This is a genomic window from Xanthomonas hortorum, from assembly GCF_040279205.1.
GTDB lineage: Bacteria > Pseudomonadota > Gammaproteobacteria > Xanthomonadales > Xanthomonadaceae > Xanthomonas > Xanthomonas hortorum_F.
Genome location: NZ_JBEOLS010000053.1, coordinates 21,564 through 36,433, shown reverse-complemented (window position 1 = coordinate 36,433; position 14,870 = coordinate 21,564). Strand labels below are relative to the sequence as shown.

Genomic DNA, 14,870 nt, shown 5'->3' with positions numbered 1-14,870 from the left:
CGATGAAGCATTACCGGTAACGCTTCATCGCGGGCAAGCACGCTCCTACGAAGGTGCAGCCGCTGGGAACTGGTCGACAGACCAGGGCTGCTGGCAGCGTATTCGCGAGCTAGCCGGTCTCCACAAACAACGACGGCGGGCCGAAGCCCGCCGTCGTCTACTGTCGCCTTGGCCTGCGCTTTACGCCGCTTCGCGCGGCTGCTGTGCCTGCGGCTTGTCGTAGTAGCTGGCCGCACGCAACTCATGCGGATCGAAGTCGTCGACGGTGATGGTATCCATCATGATCGCGCGCAACTCTTCCAGCTGCTTGCGCTCGTCGATGGTGATCACGCCCTCGGCCACGGCCTCGTCCAGCTGCGCGGGGAAATCCAGTGCCTCAATGCCCTTGGTCTTGAGCGCCTTGAGGAACTTGCGTTCCACCGGTTCGGCCAGTACGGCCTTGGCCAGGTAGCTGGCGATACGGCCGCCGGGATTGTTGGTACACGGGGTCAGGAACACGCCCTGGCCCAAACGATCACGTGCCTCGTTCGGCGTCATCAAAATCGATGCCACGCGATGGCCCAGACGGTCGCCCGGTGCTTCGGCACGACGGCCCAGCGGGAAGATCAGCACCCACATCAGCCAGCCGACCGGACGGATCGGGAAGTTACGCAGCGCGGCCGACAGCGCGGTTTCGATCTTGTGCACGCTGTCGTGGAAGGCCCAGGCTAGCAGCGGCTGATCGGCTGCCGGTGCGCCTTCGTCGTGATAGCGCTTGAGCATCGCGCTGGTCAAGTAGATGTGGCTCAGCACATCGCCCAAGCGACCGGACAGCGATTCCTTGAACTTGAGCTTGCCGCCCAGCATCAGCATCGACACGTCGGCCATCAGCGCCAGGTTGGCGGAATAGCGATCCAGCTTGCGGAAGAACCGACGCGTATACGCATCGCCCGGCGCAGCGCCGATGCGTGCGCCGGTCAGGCCGAACCAGAACGAGCGCACCGCGTTGGAGATGCCGAAGCGGATGTGACCGAACAGGCTCTGATCGAAGTCTTCCAGACCACGGCGCGTATCCGGATCCTGCGCCGCCTTCATTTCCTTCATTACCCACGGGTGGCACAGGATTGCGCCCTGGCCGAAGATCAGCAGGCTGCGGGTCATGATGTTGGCGCCTTCCACGGTCACGCCGATCGGCGCCGACTGCCAGGCACGGCCGGCGAAATTGCGCGGCCCCAGGATGATGCCCTTGCCGCCAATCACATCCATCATGTCGCTGACCACTTCGCGGCCCATGGTGGTGCAGTGGTACTTGGCGATCGCCGACGGCACCGATGGCACATCGCCACGGTCCACCGCCGCTGCCGTGGCCTGCGACAGCGCACTGATCGCATAGGCTTTGCCGCCGATCCGTGCGAGCGCTTCTTCCACGCCCTCGAAGCGGCCGATCGACAGACCGAACTGCTTGCGGATGCGCGCATACGCACCGGTCACCACCGCCGCGTACTTGCCGCCGCCGCTGGCCGTGGAGGGCAGGGTGATCGAACGGCCCACCGCCAGACACTCGTTGAGCATGTTCCAGCCCTTGCCGACCATGTCCACGCCACCGATCAACTGGCTGAGCGGGATGAACACCTCGTTGCCACGGATCGGGCCGTTCTGGAAAGTGGAATTCAGCGGGAAATGACGGCGGCCGATTTCCACTCCCGGCGTCTCGCGTGGCAACAGCGCCAGGGTGATGCCGATATCCTTGTTATCGCCGATCAAGCCTTCCGGGTCATACATGCGGAACGCCAGGCCGATCAGCGAAGCCACCGGTGCCAGGGTGATGTAACGTTTGTCGAAGGTGAGCTTGACGCCGAGCACATTGGCGCCATTCCACTCGCCCTTGCAGACGATGCCGTAGTCCGGGATCGAGGTCGCATCGGAGCCGGCGAACGGGCCGGTCAGACCGAAACACGGCACTTCGGCGCCGATGGCCAGACGCGGCAGGTAATAGTCCTTCTGTTCCGGCGTGCCGTAATGCAGCAGCAGCTCACCCGGCCCGAGCGAATTGGGCACACCGACGGTGGAGCTGACCACGCTGGAGATCGAGGACAGCTTCTGGATCACCTTATGGTGTGCCAGCGCGCTGAAGCCCAGGCCGCCGTACTGCTTCGGAATGATCATGCCGAAGAACTTGTTCTTCTTGATGTACTCCCACAACTCCGGCGGCAGATCGGCGTGGACATGGGTGATTTCCCAGTCGTTCACCATCTTGCACAGCTCTTCGACCGGACCATCCAGAAACGCCTGCTCTTCGGCGGTCAGCTGCGGCTTGGGGTAGTTGAGCAGCTTCTGCCAATCCGGATCGCCGGTGAACAGCTCGCCTTCGAAGCCCACCGAGCCGGTTTCCAGCGCAATGCGTTCGGTCTGCGACAGCGGCGGCAGCACCTTGCGGAAGAAGCCCATCAGCGGCGTGGTCAGCAGCGGCTTGCGCAGGAACGGCAGCAAGACAGGCGCCGAAACCAGCACGACCAGCACGGCAGCGACGATGGTTGCGGTGAGATTGGCACCCAGCAACCAGCAGGCCACCAGCACGCAGGCGCTCAGCGCGACCCAGGTGGCAAGGCGCATGCGGTGGTAGGCAGCGATGCCCGCCGCCAGGATGACGAGGAGGAACGGTGCAACGATGCTCATGGTCTTGCTCCAGTGACATGCTCGGTAATGTTGGACGCTGCGATGGTGCCAACCGAGGGCAGTGCATCCAGATAATGCAACACGGTGGCGGTAAAGGTGGTGTTGTCGTCGCCGGCCAGCATGTGCGTGGCATCAGGCAACTGCACGTGCTGCGCATGCGGTGCGATCGACAGGAATTCGGTGATGGTGTCCGGTGTGACCAGATCGCTACGCCCGCCGCTGATCAGCAGTATCGGGCAACGCACCTGGGACGCGGCGTCCAGCAATGCCTGCTGCTGCGTGTGCGGATCCTGCCCCGCCAGTTCGTCGACCAGGCGCGGGTCCCAATGCCAGTGCCAACGCCCGTCGGCACGCTGCCGCAACAAGGCCTGCAACTGGTCTGCGGTCTTGCGCGGACGATGCGGCAAATATGCGGCAATCGCGTCTGCCGCCGCATCCAGCGATGCGAATCCGCCCGGATGTGCAGTCATGAACCGCAGGATGCGCTCCACGCCCCGCGTATCCCAGCGCGGCGTGATGTCGACCAGCACGATCGCCCGAAACAAACCCGGCCAGCGCGCCTCTGCCAGCAGACCGAACAGCCCGCCCATCGAGGCGGCGACCAGCACCGGCGGCTCGGATTGCTCACCGGCGAGCACGATCAGATCGTCGGTGAATTGCGTGGCCGAGTAGGGCACCTCAGCGTCATTGACGCTGGAATCGCCGTGCCCGCGTGCGTCGTAAGACAGCGCCCGGTAGCCGGCTTCCGCCAAGGCAGTGGCCGTGCCTTCCCATGCGTGTCGTGTCTGGCCGAATCCATGCGCCAACAGCACGGTTGGTGCGCGTTCTGCGCCCTGCGCCGACACCGCAAGCAACGTCTCACCAATACGAATGTTGGTGACAGACGTAGTGCACGCTAGGCTAGAGGAAGAGGTGACCATACCTAATGGTATGGATCTAGTGCACTCACTGTCAATACTCAGTGGTATGGATGGTTAAGCCATTGAATCCTGGCGGTTGTGCCTGCATTTCGTGATGCATACTGCAACTGACCCGAGCGTATGGTTAAATCGTCACAATGAACGACACCACCGATTCCAGCCCCACCACGCCCCGCGCCAGTTCCGGTCGCGGTCAGCGCCTCAGCGCAGACGACTGGGCACAGGCCGCGCTGGACCTGATCGCCGAACAAGGTGTCGGTGCAGTCGCCGTAGAACCACTGGCGCGCCGGCTCGGCGTCACCAAGGGCAGCTTCTACTGGCACTTTCCCTCGCGTGATGCGCTGCTGCAGGCAGCCCTCGAACGCTGGGAGATCTTCGAACAAAAGGAGGTGTTCGGCAGCCTGGAAGACGTCCCGGATCCGAGCGCACGCTTACGCGCACTGTTCCAACTTGTCGCGCACGAAGTCAAGCCGCATGTCATCTACAGCGAACTGCTCAAGGCACTCGACCACCCGGCCGTGCGCCCGGTCATCGACCGCGTCTCGCAACGCCGCCTCGACTACCTGATCGCCTCGTTCCGCCAGGCCGGCCTGAGCCGCACCGACGCCCAACACCGTGCCCGCCTGGCCTACGCCGCCTACGTCGGCTTCTTGCAGCTGTCGCTGCAACTACAGCAACCCAAGCAGGCCCGCGAAGACTTCGAAGCCTATGTCGAGCATGTGATTCAGACGTTGATTCCTGGGTAACTGGCAAATTGGCAGGGCCGGTCTATCGGCGTGCTGATCACGCTTTAGATTGACCTTTGAGATATCTCAAATAAAAAACGGCCCCGTTAGGGGCCGTTTTCTTAAGCTTCGCTTTTGATCTGCATCAGAAGCGCTGCTGATACTTCATGTACATGAAGCGGCCAATGTCGTACCCGCCGTAATAGGAATAGCCGGAGTTGGGCTGACCGTAAGCAGGCGCCGAATAATGCTCGAAAATATTGTTCGCACCAACGGCAACCGTAGCATTCCAAGGAAGGACGTAAGCAACTTGAAGGTCGTGGAACGTATTCGAACCCAGCTCATTCATGCCAACGATGGACCCTTGGAATTCAGGGGCACTAAAGTTCGGCAAGCTGCAACGATCATCAGCAAAGCAACGCTCCTTGGTACGTGAGAAATAACGCGTACTCCAGGTCACCGACCAATCGTCCCACTGCCAGTTCACCGAAAGATTGGAGCGAACGCGGAAGTTACCACCGAAACCGTTCTGCTGGCTTGGAGGATTTGCTGTGTTGTCCGCCTTCAGTTCGTTCTTTGATACATAGGTATTCAGGAGCGATGTCGTGAAGTTGCCCCATTGAGTTTCGAAACGATAGTTTAGGTCGAAGTCGAAACCTTCTGTTTCAACATAGCCGGCGTTACGTAGGCCAAACGACAGCTCGCTGACATTACCTGCCGCATTACGGGTGAAGCCCACACAGCGCGACTCAAGGCCACGCAAGTAGCAGTCATCCAATAGATCGGTAGGTGTGTCAGCCACGATCGTATTCTCGATCCGGATGTTCCACCAGTCCAGCGAAGCATTCAGGCCATTGATGAAGCCTGGGCTCCATACAAATCCGAGCGTCTTGGATGTCGAGGTTTCAGGAGTCAGCGTTGGCGTGCTACCAGAGATAAAGGGAACATTCGATTGTTCACCAGGACCATCTGCAGGAGCAATGCCAGAAGCATTCAGCTGACGAAAACCTGCCGGTACATCCGCCAAGCAGCGCGCGTTTCCAGCTGCCGGGCCAAACGAAGTATCACACGGATCCGTGTAGTCCTCGAAGCTTTGCGACAGACCTCCAAACAAGTCTGCAACCGTCGGTGCGCGGAACCCCTCCGACCACGTGCCGCGAATCAGAAGTGACTCGATGGGCTTCCATTTGAATCCGAATTTGCTATTGGTCGTATTACCGAAAGTATCGTAATCCGAGTAACGGGAGGCTAGCGTCACACTTAGTTCCTGAGCGCCAGGAAGGTCGGCCAGCAACGGAACCTGCAACTCGGCATAGATTTCGTTGAGGTTGTAGCCGCCGCTGGTGGGGCCTGCAGCAAGATCGGTAGAAATGCCGGTCTGCGCCAAGGCATCTGGCGAGAAAGAACCGCTTTCTTCACGGCGCTCGACGCCAAACGCGACACCGAGGTCACCTGCCGGCAACGTTGCAAGAACGCCAGCAACGCTTGCGAAGTAGTTCTTCGTCGTGGTTTCAGACAATGCCTGGCCCGGCTGATACAGATAAGCCTGAACGTTTGGATCACTCAGACCGTTTGGCGCGTTATAGCCAAACGGAACGAGCGGATTCCACGGTGTGCATGCCCCAGGGCCAGAGCCAAGCGGAATCGACGCACCAGCAGTGCCGCACTGGGCGACACCATCTGCATTGATGAAGGACGGGCCAGTGGCTTGACCGACTGCAAAGGTGTTGAGGTTACCCGTGCTGATCTGGGTGCCTTTGTTTTGGTTATAGAGGTAGCCAGCTTCCCAATCCCAGTACTTCTCACCGAAGTTAAAGCTGCCACTGAACTTGCCCGTGAACCGCGAGGTTGTCAGGTTGTTCATGACTTCGCGGGGAACTTCCCAGCCGCGACGGACATACTGAACGCTCTGAGGCGCAACGCCCGGAGGCAATGTGCCGCTTGCCTGATTACCCAAAGGATTGAATACGCTGTCCACCGACAGGCCGGCGCTGCTCAGATCAAATGCAGCGCTCTGCATTGGATAGCCAGCGTTCTGTGCAAACGACTCGCGATCCGTGTAGAGAACGCTGGTGTCGAATGCAACGTTGTCGGTGAAGTCGAAATGGCCGTTGAGGAACGCCGACTTACGCTTGATGCCACTGTAGACGGTGGAAGCTAATGCCGGGTTAGAAGCATCGGTGCCATTGAGTGGACGGTAGCTGGAGAAATCTGCCGGGTCGAGCCCTGCCACGTCGCGGCGCAGCGTAGCCGTAGATGTTCCGCCGGCGGCATTGCGATAAGCCAATCGGCCGAATTCAGTGGTGCCGGAGAGGCCGCCCGGACGCGGATCGGTCTTCTCGCCGGTAGGGAAGCGGTCGCGGCTGAACCAGCGATCACGCGCCCACACCGGATCTTCATTTGTGTATTCGACGCCGGCAGTCAGCGAGCCACGATCACCACGAAAACCCATCGTGAAATCGTACACTTCGCGCTGACCGTCGCCCTGGCCCCACTGGCCGATGTAGACGTTGGCTTCGGCACCTTCGAAATCCTTGCGGGTGATGATGTTGATCACGCCTGCAATTGCGTCGGAGCCATAAATCGTGGATGCGCCATCCTTCAAGACTTCGATGCGCTCAACCATGACGGCGGGAATGGATGCAACGTCCTGCAGGCCACCATTGGTGATGCCGAGGCGGTGGCCGTCAACCAGGATCAAAGTGCGATTGGCACCCAAGTTGCGCAAATCGATGTAGTAACCACCGACGTTTTCACCTGAGCTCAACGGCGAAGTACGGCTGATTGCCGGCGAACCTGCGGTAGGAATGTTCTGCAGAATGTCGGCAACCGACTTGAAGCCCTGCCTTTCAATTTGATCCCGGCTAATCAACATCACCGGCTGAGCGGTCTCGCTATCGACCTGGCGAATACGCGACCCTGTGACCTCAATCTTGTCAAGGTTGGTGGCGCCGCCGGCTTCCTGCGCGACGGCGGTACCGGTACCGGCCACGCCCACGACAAGCGCGAGGACAACTGCATCGCGCAGCTTGTTGGACTTGCAATTCATTAGCTCTCTCTCCAAGTGATCTTGGGTACTGCCAAGGGTTGTTTGCCTGTCGGGGGTTCCGAAAGAAGCGGATCCAAAACGTCAGGGTGAACCGATGGTATATGCGTTGCGCGAAGAATTAAAGTCCCGTTAACGAAAAAGAAGAAAGACGTGAAACGGAGACGCGCGGCAACATCCAGAACGAAAAACGCCACCGGCGACGAACCGGTGGCGTTCTGGGAAGGTACTTTTAAATCAGTAGCTTACAGGTCTTGTTCGTACCGAACGTACGGAATCGTGCCGTCGTTGTTGCTTTCGTTGTTCGGGGCAAAGGGGTTCTTGCCGCGGGAGATGACATTTTCCGCGCCGACTGTCAACTGTCCGCTCCACGGGGTGCGCCAGGTCAGACCGAGGCCCAGACCTTCCCATTTTTCCGGCTGGCCGGGAACGTCGACCACGCGGCCGATGACGTTGGCGCTGAAGGCACCATAGCCGCCGCCGACGCTGAGGGTCTTGGTGTCCCACTGGTCTGCGATGGCCGGGGAGACGTCTGCCAAGGGCACCAGCCGCGCGCGGGCATAGGTGCCGCCGATCGAGACGAAGCCTTCGCGGCCGATGTTCTTCTGGCCGAACACGGTCAGGTCGTTCTGTTCGACGCGGGTCAGCGGTGCCTTGCCGGCGCCGATCAGCCAGGCGGGCAAGGTGTCGCGGCCGGTGCCGGCGGTGACGCCAGCGCGGGCGCCAGCACGGTTGAAGCCCAGCGTGGCCGAGACGCGGCGCGATGCGGCAGCGCTGTCGTCTTCTTCGTCGCCGATGCCGGCAAGCAGGCAATGGCTGGCCAAACCGTTGATGTTGGTGCCACGGCTGCTGTTGCAGATCAGGCCCAGCGAATCGCCCGAGGTCAGGCCAAAGGCCGCATCTAGCGAATTGCGTCCGAAGTGCCAGCGTGCCCCGGCCTTCTGCTCGCCGGTCGGCTCCAGATACAGAAAGGCTTCCACCTTGCCGCTGCCCTTGTTCCACACTGGCAGGATGGTGCTTTCGCGCAGCTGCTGGGAGGCGGCCGACTGCGCGTGCACACCCGTGGCTGCCGCAAGGGCAACCAGCAAAGCGAGCGGAAGGCGCAGGAGGTGTCGCATACCAGAGTTCAGACCCAGGAGGAGTTGTTAAGTTCCCGAGAGCGGGCGACGAGAATGCTAGGGTGTTTATGATTATTTAACAAGTGGGTACGTTCCCCAGAACGCACCCGTCAAACCTTTCTACTGCAACCTTTCCGGCGCTTCCAGCGAAGGTTGCGCTGCGCTGAAAAGTACGTCGAGGGCGGTCAACGGAAAGTGATACTCACGCCCGCAGAACTCGCAGCGGACCTCGACTTCGCCAGTCGCCTCCGCCGCTGCGCGGGCTTCTTCTTCGCCCAGGGACTGCAGCATCGAAGCGACCCGCTCGCGCGAGCAGGAGCAGCCGAAGCTGAGCGGCTTGTCGCCGAGCAACTGCGGCTCCTCTTCGTGGAACAGACGGTGCAGCAGGTCTTCGCCAGCCACCGACAGCAGTTCCGGGGCACCCAGGGTGTCGAACAGCGCGCCGATGCGGGTCCAGCCGTCGTTGTCGCCTTCGTCGCCGGGCAGTTTCTGCAGCAACAGGCCGGCCGCCTGGTCCGGGCCTGCGGCCAGCAAAAGGCGGGTCGGCAACTGTTCGGACTGGTGGAAGTAGGTCTCGAAGGCTTCGGCCAGATCCGGGGCCTGCATACCGACCAGGCTCTGGTAGCGCTGCGGTTCGCGCGGGTCCAGGCCGGGATTTTCGATGGTGATCGCCAGTAGTGCGGCTTCGCCCAGTTCGCGCAGGTCGGCGGGTGCATCGGCGCCGTCGGCCAGTTGCACGATGCCGCGCAAGGTACCGGCCGCGGTGCATTCGGCGAACAAGGTGCGCAGTGTTTCATTGCCGCGCAGCTGTACCGACAGACGTCCGTCGACCTTGGTATGGCCGGTGAACAATGCCGCGGCCACCGCCGCTTCGCCGAGCAACTGGCGGGCGGCCGGCGGGTACTCCGCTGCACCCTGGATGTCGTGCCAGGACTGGGTCAGGCGCACGTGGACGCCGCGCACGCCGGCGGCAGGCAGCAGGAAACGGGAAAGCTGATCGTGATCGGTCATGGGAACATCGGACGTAAGGGACGCCGGTTGCCGGATAATGCGGCAGGCATCGGGATGATAGGTCGTAGCAAACAATGGGGACGGATGCATTGGATGGCAAGCAGGTAGCGCCACCGCGGCGCGCTCGGCGCTGGCTGCGCTGGGTGTTGGCAGCACCGTTGTTGTTCGCCGCCGCGAGCGTGGTGCAGGTGCTGGTGCTGCGGCTGGTTGATCCGCCGATCAGCAGCATGATGGTGGGGCGCTATCTGGAAGCCTGGGGCGAAGGCGACTGGAATTTTTCGCTGCATCAGCAATGGCGCGACTACGACAAGATTGCTGCCAGCCTGCCGATTTCGGTGGTGGCTGCGGAGGATCAGCAGTTTCCAATACATCACGGTTTCGATCTGCAGGCCATCGAGAAGGCGCGCGATCACAATGCGCGCGGTGGGCGCGTGCGTGGGGCGAGCACGATCAGTCAGCAGGTCGCCAAGAACGTGTTCCTGTGGCAGGGCCGCAGTTGGGTGCGCAAGGGATTGGAGGCCTGGTACACGGTGCTGATCGAGCTGTTGTGGCCGAAGCAGCGCATTCTGGAGATGTATCTCAACGTGGCCGAATTCGGCGATGGGGTGTATGGCGCGCAGGCCGCTGCCCGGCAGTTCTGGGGCAAGGATTCGGCAGGGTTGTCGCCGACCGAATCGGCGCGTCTGGCGGCGGTGCTGCCCTCGCCACGTCGCTATGACGCACGGCGCCCCGGGGCCTATGTGCAGCGGCGCACCGCGTGGATCCAGCGGCAGGCGCGCCAGTTGGGCGGTCCTGCGTATCTGCAGGCGCCATGAGCATGAGTGCGTTAGAAACAGCGCAGTTGCCGGTTGCAGCAGATCGCCTCACGGTGGTGATTGCCGCCTATAACGAGGAGACCAGTATTCCGTTGCTGCATCCGCGTCTGTGCGCGGTGCTCGCGGGATTGAGCGGATTGCACGCGCACGTGCTGTATGTCGACGATGGCAGCAGCGATGGCACCTGGACTGTGTTGCAGGCACTTGCCGAGGCCGATGCGCAGGTGAGCGCGGTGCGGCTGTCGCGCAACTTCGGCAAGGAAGTGGCCATTTCTGCGGGGCTGGATCATGTGTTGCCCGGTGCGGTGGTGCTGCTCGATGCCGATGGGCAGGACCCGCCGGAGTTGATCCCGGAGTTCGTTGCGCTGTGGCGTGCCGGTTACGACAACATCTTCGGCACGCGGATTTTCCGCGAGGGCGAGAGCTGGTTGAAGCGCAGTGCGGCGCATGCGTTCTATCGGGTGATCCGGCAGTTGTCGCGCACGCCGATTCCGGCCGATACCGGAGATTTCCGGTTGTTGTCACCGCGGGTGGTGCAGGCCTTGCAGCAGCTGCGCGAGCGCCACCGTTTCATGAAAGGCCTGTTTGGCTGGGTCGGGTTTCGCCAGGTGGCGTTGCCGTACCGGCGTGCGCCGCGGCTGTCGGGGCGCAGCAAGTTCACGGTGTGGCGGTTGTGGAATTTCGCGCTGGATGGCATCACCAGTTTTTCCACGGTGCCGTTGCGCGTGGCGACCTATCTCGGTTTGCTGACCGCGTTGGTGGCGTTCCTGTTCGGTGGCTGGGTGGTGATCAAGGCGGCGTTGCTGGGCGACCCGGTGGCGGGTTGGCCGACCATGATGTCGGTGATCCTGTTTCTGGGCGGGATTCAGCTGATTGCGTTGGGCTTGATCGGTGAATACCTTGGCCGGTTGTATGACGAGGCCAAGCAGCGCCCGTTGTATCTGGTCGATACCCACTGCGGCGCGGTGGGAGTAGTCTGCGATCACCAGACCAAGCGCGGAGCGGGCCATGCAGACCGTACGACAGCTGTTGGGGACCAAACAGGTTGAGGTATTTGCGGTTGCGGCCGACGCCGCAGTGATCGAGGCGATCCGCTTGATGGCCGAGAAGGGCATCGGTGCGGTGTTGGTGATGGACGGGCCGCGCCCGATTGGCATCGTTTCCGAGCGCGATTACGCGCGCAAAGTGGTATTGCGCGATCGCGCCTCATCGACCACCAGCGTTGCCGAGATCATGAGCACCGAAGTGGTGACAGTGTCGCCATCGGACACGGTGGAGCGTTGCATGCAATTGATGACCGATGGACGCTTCCGGCATCTGCCGGTGGTGGAAAATGGCCGCGTGCATGGGGTGATTTCCATCGGCGATCTGGTCAAGGCGGTGATCGAGAACCAGCAGCGCGATATCGATCAGTTGCAGCGTTATATCGCCAGCTAACGCCGCGCTAGCAGAAGCCGTTCGGTTGCCTTGATATTTTACTGAATGGTGTGGATGCTTTGGGTTGTAGAGCGGATGATCTGCGAGTTGGTTGCAGGGCCCTTGCCCGCCCACCATCACGGGACACGCCGCAAGTACGTCCGTGTAGGCTCTTACGCGGCATCCATGCCGCGTAAGGTCCCGCGACGGTGGGCGGGCAAGGACCAGTGGAGATGGTCGGTGTGCGTGTTTGTGAGTAATGCACGCTGCGCGTGCGTCCGCCGAGGTGCGGTGTGATCAGCTCAGCTCAGTTTGATCCAAATAATGTCGCTGCCATTCCCGACATCACTTCACTCGTCAGCGAAGGCTAGTGCGGCGAATATTCTGCCGCACTGGATACAGCGATCAAGCTGTTTTGTTAGCCACTTCAAGTCGCGCAGTTGGGCTACTTTGCGAACTTGCCGCCGCAGTCGCTGTCCTTGCCGGGGCCCGGTTCGAAGGTCGCGAGCAATGCTGCGGGCGGGGCGATCATGCCCAGGCCGACGGCAAGCGCGCCACGTAGTCCCAATGCTTTGAAGTCCGGCCGGAAGCTGGGATCCTTGAAGGTGCCGCCGATTCGCAGCGGCGAGCGCAGGCTCAGGATGCTGCGGTCTTTCGGACGCGGACGAAGCAGCAGATCCAGCGTTTCGTCTTTGAGGCTGATGCTGCCTTCGCCAATGATGATGGTGTCGGTGCTATCGAAGGCCAGGGCGCGCGATTGCATCAGGCCGTCCTGCACACCGAAGTCGCCGAAGATGCAGCGCACCGGAATCTGACGATCCTTGGTGAACAGATATTTGAGCGACTCGGCAATGTCCAGGCCGGCCAGCTCCATGATCAGATTGCCCACATGACCCCGGCCCATGCCAACGCCGATCGTGCCATCGGCGGTGCCGAGCATCGCGGCGATCGAGTTGCCGCGACCACGCAGATCAAACTCGCCCCCGATGGCGCCCGAGGCTTGTTTTGCGAGCGCGGTGTCGGGGAATAGCTGATCCAGCCGAATCTCGCGAAGGCCTGCCTTGAGTTGCGTGGTGATCACTTCGTTGCGCGCATCCATGCGGATGGTGGAGCGGATATCGCCGCCGGCAACGCCGAAGTTGAGCGGGTCCAGTTGCAACAGGCCGTCCTTCAACGTCAGCGAGGCATCCATGTCGTCCAGCGGCCACGATGGTGCGTTGATGCGCTGTGCGCGCCAACGCACCTGCGCATCCATCGCGCGCAGTTTGGACAAGTCGTAGGGCGTGCTGGGCAACACACGCGCACTGGCGGCAAGTTGTGCAGCCTGTTTTTTCTGTTCGGCATTTGCCGATTCATTCGTGCCGGTTTTCGGTGGCGCACCGATGAAGCCGGCCAGATCATCGAAATCCAGGCGTTTCGACGCCAGATCCGCACGCAGGAACGGGCGCTTGTTGCGTAGGTCCACCTCGGCAGTGCCGGCAAGATCGCTGTCGCCAGCGGTGCCGGTGAACTTTTCGTAGCGCCAGATCTCGCCGTTGCGGCGCAGATGTCCGTCGAGTTTGTACGGCGGCGTCGACGGCATGGCGACACCGGTCAGCGGATACAGGTCCTGCATGTCCTGACCGCTGAGCGCCATCTGCAGATCGAAGACCTGAAACTGGAAGGGGTTCGTCAGCGTGCCGCGGACGTGCGTACGGGTGGCGCCAGCGCTGCCGCGTAGATCGATGCGAAAGGGATGCTCGCTCTGGCTCAGCTCCAGCGGCGAAGCGGTGTCGCCCTTGAGCGTGAAGGGATAGCCCTTCCAGCGGCCTTTGCCGTTGATGCCGATCGGTGCTGCACGCTGATCGCTGCTGGGCGGTGCGAGACTGTTGATCGCCACATCCACATCCGAGCGGTTGGCGGCATCGATATATTGCAGCCGCCCGTTGTTGACCAGCAGGCGCCCAAGCCGCGGCATTGTGCCGTCGCCATCGTCCTGATCGAACACCCAGTTGCCCGGATGCGTGTCGTCGCCCGCTTCCAGCAGTACTTTCGGGTGATCCAGGCGAATTTCCGGCAAGCGCACATTGCCGCGCAGCAATGGCCACAACTCGACATCGATCTCGGCCGAATTCAGTTCGGCCATCGGGCCGCGCTTGGACCACTGCGCATTGGCAAGGCTCAGCCGGTTACCACGCACGGTGGTGGTGCGGCCCAGTTTCACATCCAGATAGCCCAGATGAAATTCGCGACCGGTCTTGGCGCTGACCACGCGCTCGATCGGGCCACGTAACCAGTTCCACTCGAACAGCAGCACGAAGATCACCACGAGGACGGCGACGATGCCGAACCCGATCAACCAGCGTCGACGACGTGATGTGCGGGGAGGAGGAGTAGCAGAGGTGTTGGTCACAGTGTTCACGCGGGCCATGGTTGGCGATGCCTCGTGCACGGCGCGCGAACGCGCCATCAATCGTCCATCACAGCACCTGCGCAGATCACACCACTTGCGCGATCACCGCGACAAAGTGGCAAGCGCTGCCGGCAAGCACGAACAGATGCCAGATCGCATGGAAATAGCGTTGGGTGTCGCGCTGATAGAAATACGTACCCAAGGTATAGAAGAGCCCGCCGGCCAGTAGCCAGCACAGCGACCAGGTATCGACCGAGCGTAACAGGGGCTGGATCGCGACCAGGATCAGCCAGCCCATCGCCAGATACAGCACCGTGGACAGCAAGCGAAAGCGTCCGGTGAAAAACAGTTTGAAGATCACCCCGGCGGCGGCAATCGTCCAGATGGCGGCGAACAATCCCCAACCCCAGGAGTCGCGCAGATTGATCAGCGTAAACGGCGTGTAGGTGCCGGCGATCAATAGATAGATCGCGCAGTGATCCAGTATCTGCAACCGTGCTTTTGCACCCGGATGCGGGATGGCATGGAACAAGGTAGAGGCGACGTAGAGCAGCACCAGGGTGGCGCTGAAGACGATGGAAGTGGCCAGCTGCCAGCCGTCGCCATAAATGGCGGCCAGCGTGATCAGCACCGAACCGCCGGCCAATGCGGCAATTGCGCCAAGTCCGTGGGTCACGGCACTGGCTATCTCGTCGCGCAGGTCGGTCGAGGGGGTGGCGTCTGCGTTCATGTCAAAAATGTACCGTAACTGCGAGCAATTCGCATCGCCAGC

The 14,870-nt window shown here is 61.5% G+C and carries 11 protein-coding genes; 4 read left to right on the top strand and 7 right to left on the bottom strand.

All coding sequences use genetic code 11. The annotated features are described in order from the left end of the window. Positions 1-180 precede the first annotated feature (180 nt). On the bottom strand, positions 181-2,655 hold the full coding sequence (locus ABS769_RS17580; protein ID WP_317062367.1) for an acyl-CoA dehydrogenase: 2,475 nt from the start codon (positions 2,653-2,655) through the stop codon (positions 181-183). After that, positions 2,652-3,575: an alpha/beta fold hydrolase gene (locus tag ABS769_RS17575; RefSeq protein ID WP_317062368.1), complete on the bottom strand. Its 924-nt coding sequence runs from the start codon at positions 3,573-3,575 to the stop codon at positions 2,652-2,654. Before ABS769_RS17575 ends, ABS769_RS17580 begins: the two co-directional genes overlap by 4 nt. Positions 3,576-3,712: 137 nt before the next feature. Between ABS769_RS17575 and ABS769_RS17570 the strand changes: the two genes are divergently transcribed. Next, a complete protein-coding gene (locus tag ABS769_RS17570) occupies positions 3,713-4,321 on the top strand; it encodes a TetR/AcrR family transcriptional regulator (protein ID WP_317062369.1) in 609 nt (202 codons plus the stop codon). Between the two features lie 124 nt (positions 4,322-4,445). On the opposite strand, the gene ABS769_RS17565 is transcribed toward ABS769_RS17570, so the two are convergent. From ABS769_RS17565 to ABS769_RS17555, 3 genes are all read right to left on the bottom strand, one after another. Next, positions 4,446-7,349: a TonB-dependent receptor domain-containing protein gene (locus ABS769_RS17565; protein WP_176338981.1), complete on the bottom strand. Its 2,904-nt coding sequence runs from the start codon at positions 7,347-7,349 to the stop codon at positions 4,446-4,448. Positions 7,350-7,591: 242 nt separating this feature from the next. Continuing rightward, positions 7,592-8,431, bottom strand: a complete 840-nt coding sequence (locus tag ABS769_RS17560; protein ID WP_043889850.1) for a hypothetical protein — start codon at positions 8,429-8,431, stop codon at positions 7,592-7,594. A 153-nt stretch (positions 8,432-8,584) separates the two neighbouring features. After that, positions 8,585-9,475 (bottom strand): Hsp33 family molecular chaperone HslO, encoded by an 891-nt coding sequence (locus ABS769_RS17555; protein WP_317062371.1) that lies wholly within the window; start codon positions 9,473-9,475, stop codon positions 8,585-8,587. A 74-nt stretch (positions 9,476-9,549) separates the two neighbouring features. Between ABS769_RS17555 and mtgA the strand changes: the two genes are divergently transcribed. Genes mtgA through ABS769_RS17540 form a run of 3 tightly spaced genes read left to right on the top strand, consistent with a single transcriptional unit; the run spans position 9,550 to position 11,727 of the window. Then, complete coding sequence (gene mtgA, locus ABS769_RS17550; protein WP_317062372.1) at positions 9,550-10,290, top strand: monofunctional biosynthetic peptidoglycan transglycosylase; 741 nt, start codon at positions 9,550-9,552, stop codon at positions 10,288-10,290. 2 nt (positions 10,291-10,292) lie between these two features. Further along, entirely contained in the window at positions 10,293-11,339 is a 1,047-nt protein-coding gene (locus tag ABS769_RS17545; RefSeq protein ID WP_317062374.1) for a glycosyltransferase family 2 protein, read from the top strand. Next, positions 11,299-11,727, top strand: a complete 429-nt coding sequence (locus tag ABS769_RS17540) for a CBS domain-containing protein (protein ID WP_317062376.1) — start codon at positions 11,299-11,301, stop codon at positions 11,725-11,727. Before ABS769_RS17545 ends, ABS769_RS17540 begins: the two co-directional genes overlap by 41 nt. Before the next feature lie 424 nt (positions 11,728-12,151). On the opposite strand, the gene ABS769_RS17535 is transcribed toward ABS769_RS17540, so the two are convergent. Further along, positions 12,152-14,116 (bottom strand): AsmA family protein, encoded by a 1,965-nt coding sequence (locus ABS769_RS17535; RefSeq protein WP_430544178.1) that lies wholly within the window; start codon positions 14,114-14,116, stop codon positions 12,152-12,154. Positions 14,117-14,183: 67 nt separating this feature from the next. Continuing rightward, on the bottom strand, positions 14,184-14,828 hold the full coding sequence (trhA, locus tag ABS769_RS17530) for a PAQR family membrane homeostasis protein TrhA (protein WP_317062379.1): 645 nt from the start codon (positions 14,826-14,828) through the stop codon (positions 14,184-14,186). Positions 14,829-14,870 lie beyond the last annotated feature (42 nt).